The sequence below is a fragment of the Streptococcus sp. 21.1 genome, assembly GCF_016648635.1.
Classification (GTDB): domain Bacteria; phylum Bacillota; class Bacilli; order Lactobacillales; family Streptococcaceae; genus Streptococcus.
The window spans coordinates 90447-96976 of sequence record NZ_JACLQL010000009.1 but is presented as its reverse complement, the minus strand read 5'-3'; the positions used below and the strand labels follow the sequence as shown (position 1 = coordinate 96976).

7 protein-coding genes are annotated in these 6530 nt (G+C 40.4%); 6 read left to right on the top strand and 1 reads right to left on the bottom strand.

Annotated elements, in window-relative coordinates; translation table 11 throughout:
- Positions 1-530, bottom strand: a 530-nt coding sequence (locus H7U01_RS10080) for a hypothetical protein (RefSeq protein ID WP_398578450.1), incomplete at its 3' end; no start/stop codon positions are given.
- Between the two features lie 13 nt (positions 531-543).
- Between H7U01_RS10080 and H7U01_RS10075 the strand changes: the two genes are divergently transcribed.
- The 6 genes from H7U01_RS10075 (at position 544) to H7U01_RS07755 (ending at position 6496) form a co-directional block, all read left to right on the top strand.
- Positions 544-1434 (top strand): CAP domain-containing protein, encoded by an 891-nt coding sequence (locus H7U01_RS10075; RefSeq protein WP_398578449.1) that lies wholly within the window; start codon positions 544-546, stop codon positions 1432-1434.
- Positions 1435-1560: 126 nt separating this feature from the next.
- Positions 1561-2331, top strand: coding sequence for a DUF1003 domain-containing protein (locus tag H7U01_RS07775; RefSeq protein WP_073688682.1), 771 nt, complete (start codon positions 1561-1563; stop codon positions 2329-2331).
- Positions 2312-3202, top strand: a complete 891-nt coding sequence (gene rapZ / locus H7U01_RS07770; protein WP_080611991.1) for an RNase adapter RapZ — start codon at positions 2312-2314, stop codon at positions 3200-3202. Before H7U01_RS07775 ends, rapZ begins: the two co-directional genes overlap by 20 nt.
- Positions 3199-4173 (top strand): YvcK family protein, encoded by a 975-nt coding sequence (locus tag H7U01_RS07765; protein ID WP_073688684.1) that lies wholly within the window; start codon positions 3199-3201, stop codon positions 4171-4173. The genes rapZ and H7U01_RS07765 overlap by 4 nt, the downstream gene beginning before the upstream one ends.
- Positions 4170-5081 (top strand): DNA-binding protein WhiA, encoded by a 912-nt coding sequence (gene whiA, locus H7U01_RS07760; protein WP_038676157.1) that lies wholly within the window; start codon positions 4170-4172, stop codon positions 5079-5081. The genes H7U01_RS07765 and whiA overlap by 4 nt, the downstream gene beginning before the upstream one ends.
- Positions 5082-5098: 17 nt before the next feature.
- On the top strand, positions 5099-6496 hold the full coding sequence (locus H7U01_RS07755; protein WP_201041391.1) for a C69 family dipeptidase: 1398 nt from the start codon (positions 5099-5101) through the stop codon (positions 6494-6496).
- Positions 6497-6530 lie beyond the last annotated feature (34 nt).

Below are 6530 nucleotides of genomic sequence, written 5' to 3'. Positions count from 1 at the left end.
TCAACGTCATCAGCAACTTCAGAAGCACCATCAACTGTAGATTCAACGTCATCAGCAACTTCAGAAGCACCATCAACTGTAGATTCAACGTCATCAGCAACTTCAGAAGCACCATCAACCGTAGATTCAACGTCATCAGCAACTTCAGAAGCGCCATCAACCGTAGATTCAACGTCATCAGCAACTTCAGAAGCACCATCAACCGTAGATTCAACATCGTCTGCAAGTTCAGAAGTAGCTTCAACTGTAGATTCAACTTCATCAGCAAGCTCAGAAGTAGCTTCAACTGTTGACTCAAGTTCATCTGCAACTTCAGAAGCACCATCAACCGTTGATTCAACGTCATCAGCAAGTTCAGAAGTAGCTTCAACCGTGGATTCAACTTCAGAAGCGGCTTCAACTGGTAACTCAAGTTCGACTGTAACTTCTGAATCTTCTTCAACAGCAACTTCAGAGACAGGTTCAACCTCAGAAACAAGTTCTGAAGCTCCTGAACTTGAAAAACCACCGTATGCGCCTGAAACAAACATTGACTATGATAAGTTGCCAAAACCAACTTTGCCACCAACAGATTATCGCATGCACTCAGACCCACGATTTGTAGATGACAACGGTACCTATTACTACCGTGTGGCATTGACAGATGAAGATAATGCGCGTGGTATCGATGGTTACTACAAATGGGTTGATGGTAAGTGGAAACTCTACAATGGTACTGCCAATGATGACCCTGAGCTTGATCCAGATTTCCATAAACCAGCAGGAAACGATGAATACATGTACGATGACAATGCATCAAGTGTTAAATTGTATTCTGAAAATGTAGTTGGTACTGGTAAAGCTGGTGAAGCTCTTCCATTCCAAAATGTGGATGAATTCAAAGATTATGTTATTAAGAATCTTGCTCCAAAATTCATAGACAATGCTGGCTGGGATTGTAATGTAACTTGGGAAATTGAAGATGTTGACAACTTCAACGCTTCTAAGGGCAGTGCTTGGGCACGTGACTATGTTATTACAGCTAATCTCAAGAGCGGTGTTGACGACAGAAAATATAGTGATGTTGAATTTGGATATGTTAAATTTGTTTATCATGTAGAACCAACTGAAAATTCTGATTACGTTGAAGTGGACTCAGCTAAGACTGCTTTTAATGAAATCAATGCACAGCGTACAGCTGCCGGTTTGCCAGCACTTACATGGTCTGATGATCTTTACAATAGCACAACCCTTCCACATGCTAAAGATATTTCACACACTTACAACAGTGATGGCATTGTTTACCGTCGTGAATCTGATGGTTCAGTTGTAGCCAATAAATGGTTGAGTAGTGGTATTCGTGAACTTCTCATGAGTCCAGATGCTACTCAAGCTGCAGTGGCTTGTGTTGTCGCAGGTGATGGTACTTACTACTGGACTTTGAATTACCAATAAGAAGATGTTAAATTAATTGTCCCAATAATGGAGGAGTCTGAGGTTAGTCTTGGACTCTTTTCCTTTATCTATTGAACGTTTACGCTTTCAATATGGTATAATAGAGCCTAGAAAGAAGGCGAAAATATGCAGATTAAGAGAGTTCAGGATTATATCTCTAAAGAGTGGTTCGATGAAACCGATGGCTCCTATTTCGAACGACTAAATAGTCGTTTGCAGGTGCTTTTGAAAAAAGATTACCCTGATTTACAAGGACATGATTTCATTAGTAATATTAGCCTTTTGGATTATAGGTTAGTTTTTCTCGACGAGATTATCGCAAATGCTAATGAGAAAAATGAGCACGTGCGTGAAACCGTTCATGATGTGACCAAGAGTTTGCTCTACGAGGACCAGGATGTCCAGGAACAATTGGATAGTCGAATTACTTTTGGTCAAAAAGTGGCGGATGAAGTGGCCCGATTTGGTGGATCTTGGACTTTTATCTTGTCATTTGTTGCTTTTATGGCTATTTGGATGGGGCTGAATGTTGTTCAACCCTTTGGGATTGCCTTTGATAAGTATCCTTTTATTCTGTTGAATTTGGCCTTGTCCACTCTAGCTGCCGTTCAGGCACCATTGATTATGATGAGTCAGAATCGGGCATCGGATTACGATCGATTGCAAGCACGAAATGACTATAACGTCAATAAACAATCAAAGGAAGAAATCCGACTTTTACATGAAAAAATTGATCACTTGGTGCAACAAGACCAATCAGATTTGCTTACTATTCAAAAATTGCAGACAGAAATGATTATGGGGGTTAGCCAACAAGTTGAAAAAATGTCAGACGATATTCGTGTCTTGAAAGAAGAAAGACTAGAAAGGGAGTCTCATGGGAACGAAAAAAATTAATTTAGTTGTTGTAACAGGGATGAGCGGAGCAGGTAAGACTGTAGCGATTCAATCCTTTGAGGATATTGGATACTTCACTATTGATAATATGCCACCTTCTTTGGTACCAAAGGTTATCGAATTGGTAAAACATAGTGAAGAGACAGATAAGATTGCTCTTGTCGTTGATATGCGAAGTCGCTTGTTCTTCGATGAAATCAACGATATTTTGGATAAATTGGAAAGCAATGAGGAACTTAATTTCAAGATTCTTTTCTTGGACGCTACGGATGGTGAATTGGTTTCTCGTTACAAAGAGACACGTCGTAGTCACCCACTGGCGGCAGATGGCCGTGTTTTGGATGGCATCAAGTTAGAGCGTGAGCTTTTGTCACCGCTTAAGAGTTTGAGTCAAAACGTAGTTGATACGACAGAATTGACTCCGCGTCAACTTCGTAAGGCTATTTCTGAACAGTTTTCATCTGAGCAAGACCAATCTTCTTTCCGTATTGAAGTTTTGAGTTTTGGTTTTAAATATGGACTGCCATTGGATGCAGATCTGGTTTTTGATGTCCGTTTTTTGCCAAACCCTTATTATGATCCTGCCCTTCGTAACCTCACAGGTTTGGATAAAGAGGTTTTTGATTACGTCATGAAGCATGCGGAATCAGAAGACTTTTACAATCATTTGAAACAGCTCATTAAACCAATCTTACCTGGCTACAAAAAAGAAGGTAAGTCTGTTCTTACTATTGCTGTTGGGTGTACAGGTGGTCAACACCGTAGTGTAGCTTTTGCACATCGTCTAGCCCAAGATCTAAAAAATGATTGGACAGTCAATGAAACACATCGTGATAAGGATCGACGTAAGGAGACGGTGAATCGTTCATGAAAAAACCAAGAATTACAGTAATAGGTGGGGGAACTGGTATTCCAGTCATTCTTCGTAGTTTACGTCATAAGGATGTTGATATCACTGCTGTGGTAACTGTAGCTGATGATGGCGGTTCTTCAGGAGATTTGCGTGATATCATGCAACTGACACCTCCAGGGGATTTGCGTAATGTTTTGGTAGCTATGAGTGATATGCCTAAACTTTATGAAAGAGTTTTCCAATATCGTTTTGATAAAACCGATGGCGCTTTGGCCGGTCATCCACTCGGAAATCTAATCATCGCTGGAATTTCAGAAATGCAGGGATCTACCTATAATGCCATGCAGCTTCTGACGAAGTTTTTCCACGTCACAGGTAAGATTTATCCTGCCAGTGAGACTGCCTTGACGCTTCATGCCGTTTTTCAAGATGGTCATGAAGTAGCAGGTGAGAGTAGTATTGCCCAGTACGATGGCATGATTGAGCGTGTTTATGTGACCAATACCTATAATGATGAAGAGCCTAAGGCCAGTCGTAAGGTTGTTGATGCTATTATGAATAGTGATATGATTGTTTTAGGTCCTGGGTCTCTCTATACATCGATTTTGCCCAACCTGGTGATACCAGAGATTCGTCAGGCTCTTATTGAGACCAAGGCTGATGTCACATACATTTGTAATATTATGACGCAGTACGGAGAAACTGAGCAATTTTCAGATGCCGACCATGTGACTGTTCTTAATCGTCATCTTGGCTCCGATGTGATTGACAATGTCTTAGTTAACATCAAGAAAGTGCCTAAGGAATACATGGCTAGTAATAAATTTGATGAATACCTTGTTCAGGTTGAGCATGATTTTGAGGGGTTACGTCGTGAAGCTAAAACAGTTGTGTCTTCTAATTTTCTGCGACTTGAAAATGGTGGAGCCTTCCACCATGGTGACTTGGTAGTGGATGAGCTCATGCACCTAGTGAGGAACAAGTCATGAGTTTCACAATTAAGGTTAAAGAAGAGATAATTGCTGCTTCAAGCAAAGACAAGGCGGAATTGTCAGCATTGATTAAGATGTCTGGTTCAGTTGGATTGACCAATCAAGGATTGACTCTTTCCATCTCAACAGAAAATGCAAAGATTGCGAGACATATCTACCAATTAATGGAAAGTCGTTATCAGAGTAATCCTGAATTGAGACATCACAACAAGACCAATCTCAAGAAAAATCGCGTTTACACGGTTTTTGTCGCTGACCATGTCAATGATATTTTGTCCGATTTACAATTGGCGGATTCTTTCTTTGGCTTTGAAACAGGTATTGAAACATCAGTAATGGAAGATGACGAAGCTGGAAGATCCTATTTACGAGGCGCTTTTTTGGCAACTGGAACAGTACGTGATCCTGAAAAGGGACGTTATCAATTAGAAATTTTTTCCGTTTACCAAGACCACGCAGAGGATTTAGCTTCTCTCATGAAAAAATTTATGCTCGATGCTAAGGTTTTGAGTCATAAAAATGGGTTTGTGACCTATCTTCAAAAAGCTGAGGACATTATGGATTTTCTCCTTGTTATCGGCGCAATGAACTCTAAGGATGCCTTCGAAGAAGTCAAAATTATGCGAGAGACCAGAAATGATCTGAATCGTGCCAATAATGCGGAAACAGCCAATATTGCTAGAACGATTAGTGCTAGCATGAAAACAATTAATAATATTATCAAGATTATGGATACGGTTGGCTTGGAGATTTTACCGGTGGAGCTACGCCAAATTGCCCAACTCCGTATTGCCAACCCAGATTACTCTATCCAGCAGATCGCAGATAGTATAGAACCTCCTCTGACCAAGAGTGGTGTTAACCATCGTCTCAGAAAAATCAATAAGATTGCCGACGATTTGTAATTAGAAAGGAAGCTTTTATGGCTTGTACAACGATTTTAGTAGGTAAGAAAGCCTCATATGACGGCTCTACCATGATTGCACGTACTGAGGATTCTCAATCAGGCGTTTTTACGCCCAAAGAATTTCTCGTCGTGACCCCTGAAGACCAACCGCGTCATTACCAGTCTGTGCTTAGCAATTTTTCAATTGATTTGCCAGATAATCCTCTACGTTATACCTCTGTCCCAGATGCGCTTGGGAAAGACGGTATCTGGGGTGAAGCTGGTATTAACTCAGCTAATGTTGCCATGAGTGCAACAGAAACAATCACGACCAATGCGCGTGTTCTCGGCGCTGATCCTCTTGTTAAAGATGGTTTTGGAGAAGAGGATATGTTGACTTTGGTCTTGCCATATATCAAGACGGCGCGTGAAGGTGTCCTTCGTTTAGGAGAACTCCTTGAAACTTACGGAACTTACGAGTCTAATGGGATTGCTTTTTCAGACACTGAAGAAATTTGGTGGTTGGAAACAATTGGTGGTCACCATTGGATTGCAAGACGTGTTCCAGACGATGCCTATGTTACTAATCCAAACCAACTAGGTATCGATCACTATGAGTTTGAAAATCCAGACGACTATCTTGCCTCACCAGACATTCGAAATTTTATTAATAAACATCACTTGGATTTGACTTATTCTAATGAACACTTTAATCCACGTTATGCTTTTGGTAGCCAACGAGATAAGGACCGTCATTATAATACACCACGTGCCTGGGCTATGCAGAAATTTTTGAACCCAGAAAAAGACTATAATCCAAAATCATTCTTTATTCCATGGTGCCAAAAACCATACCGCAAAATTACAGTTGAAGATGTTAAATACGTTTTGAGTCTTCATTACCAAGATACACCTTATGACCCATATGGACCTCAAGGAGATGCGGTAAGTCAACGCCAATTCCGTCCAATCGGTATCAACCGTACTAGCCAAACAGCTCTCTTGCAAATGCGTCCTAACAAACCATCAGAAACGACAGGAATTCAGTGGTTAGCCTATGGATCAATGCCATTTGGTACAATGGTGCCATTCTGGACTCAAGTCGGAACAACACCTGCTTATTTCCGTCAAACGACTGATAAAGTGGATACAGGTAATTTCTACTGGAGTAATCGCTTGATTGCTGCTATCTGTGATCCTCATTTCCAACAGCATGAAGCTGATTTGGATGCTTATGTAGAAACAACTATGGCTCTTGGCCATGCTATGATTAATCATGTAGATACTGCTTTAGCAAATGGTGAGAGTATTGATTTTGAAGCTGAAAATCAAAAAATTAGTGATAAGATTCAGTCAGAAACAGATAAACTATTGGCAAAAGTCTTAGATGATGCAAGTAATTTGATGACCAATCGTTTTTCTATGAGTGATTAAAGTCATCAAAAAAGCCTTTCCATAAAATTGGAAA

Coding starts and splice junctions, on each gene's coding strand:
- H7U01_RS07775 (WP_073688682.1), top strand. CDS start 1,561: ATGCAGATTAAGAGAGTTCAGGATTATATCTCTAAAGAGTGGTTCGAT.
- H7U01_RS07755 (WP_201041391.1), top strand. CDS start 5,099: ATGGCTTGTACAACGATTTTAGTAGGTAAGAAAGCCTCATATGACGGC.
- whiA (WP_038676157.1), top strand. CDS start 4,170: ATGAGTTTCACAATTAAGGTTAAAGAAGAGATAATTGCTGCTTCAAGC.
- H7U01_RS07765 (WP_073688684.1), top strand. CDS start 3,199: ATGAAAAAACCAAGAATTACAGTAATAGGTGGGGGAACTGGTATTCCA.
- rapZ (WP_080611991.1), top strand. CDS start 2,312: ATGGGAACGAAAAAAATTAATTTAGTTGTTGTAACAGGGATGAGCGGA.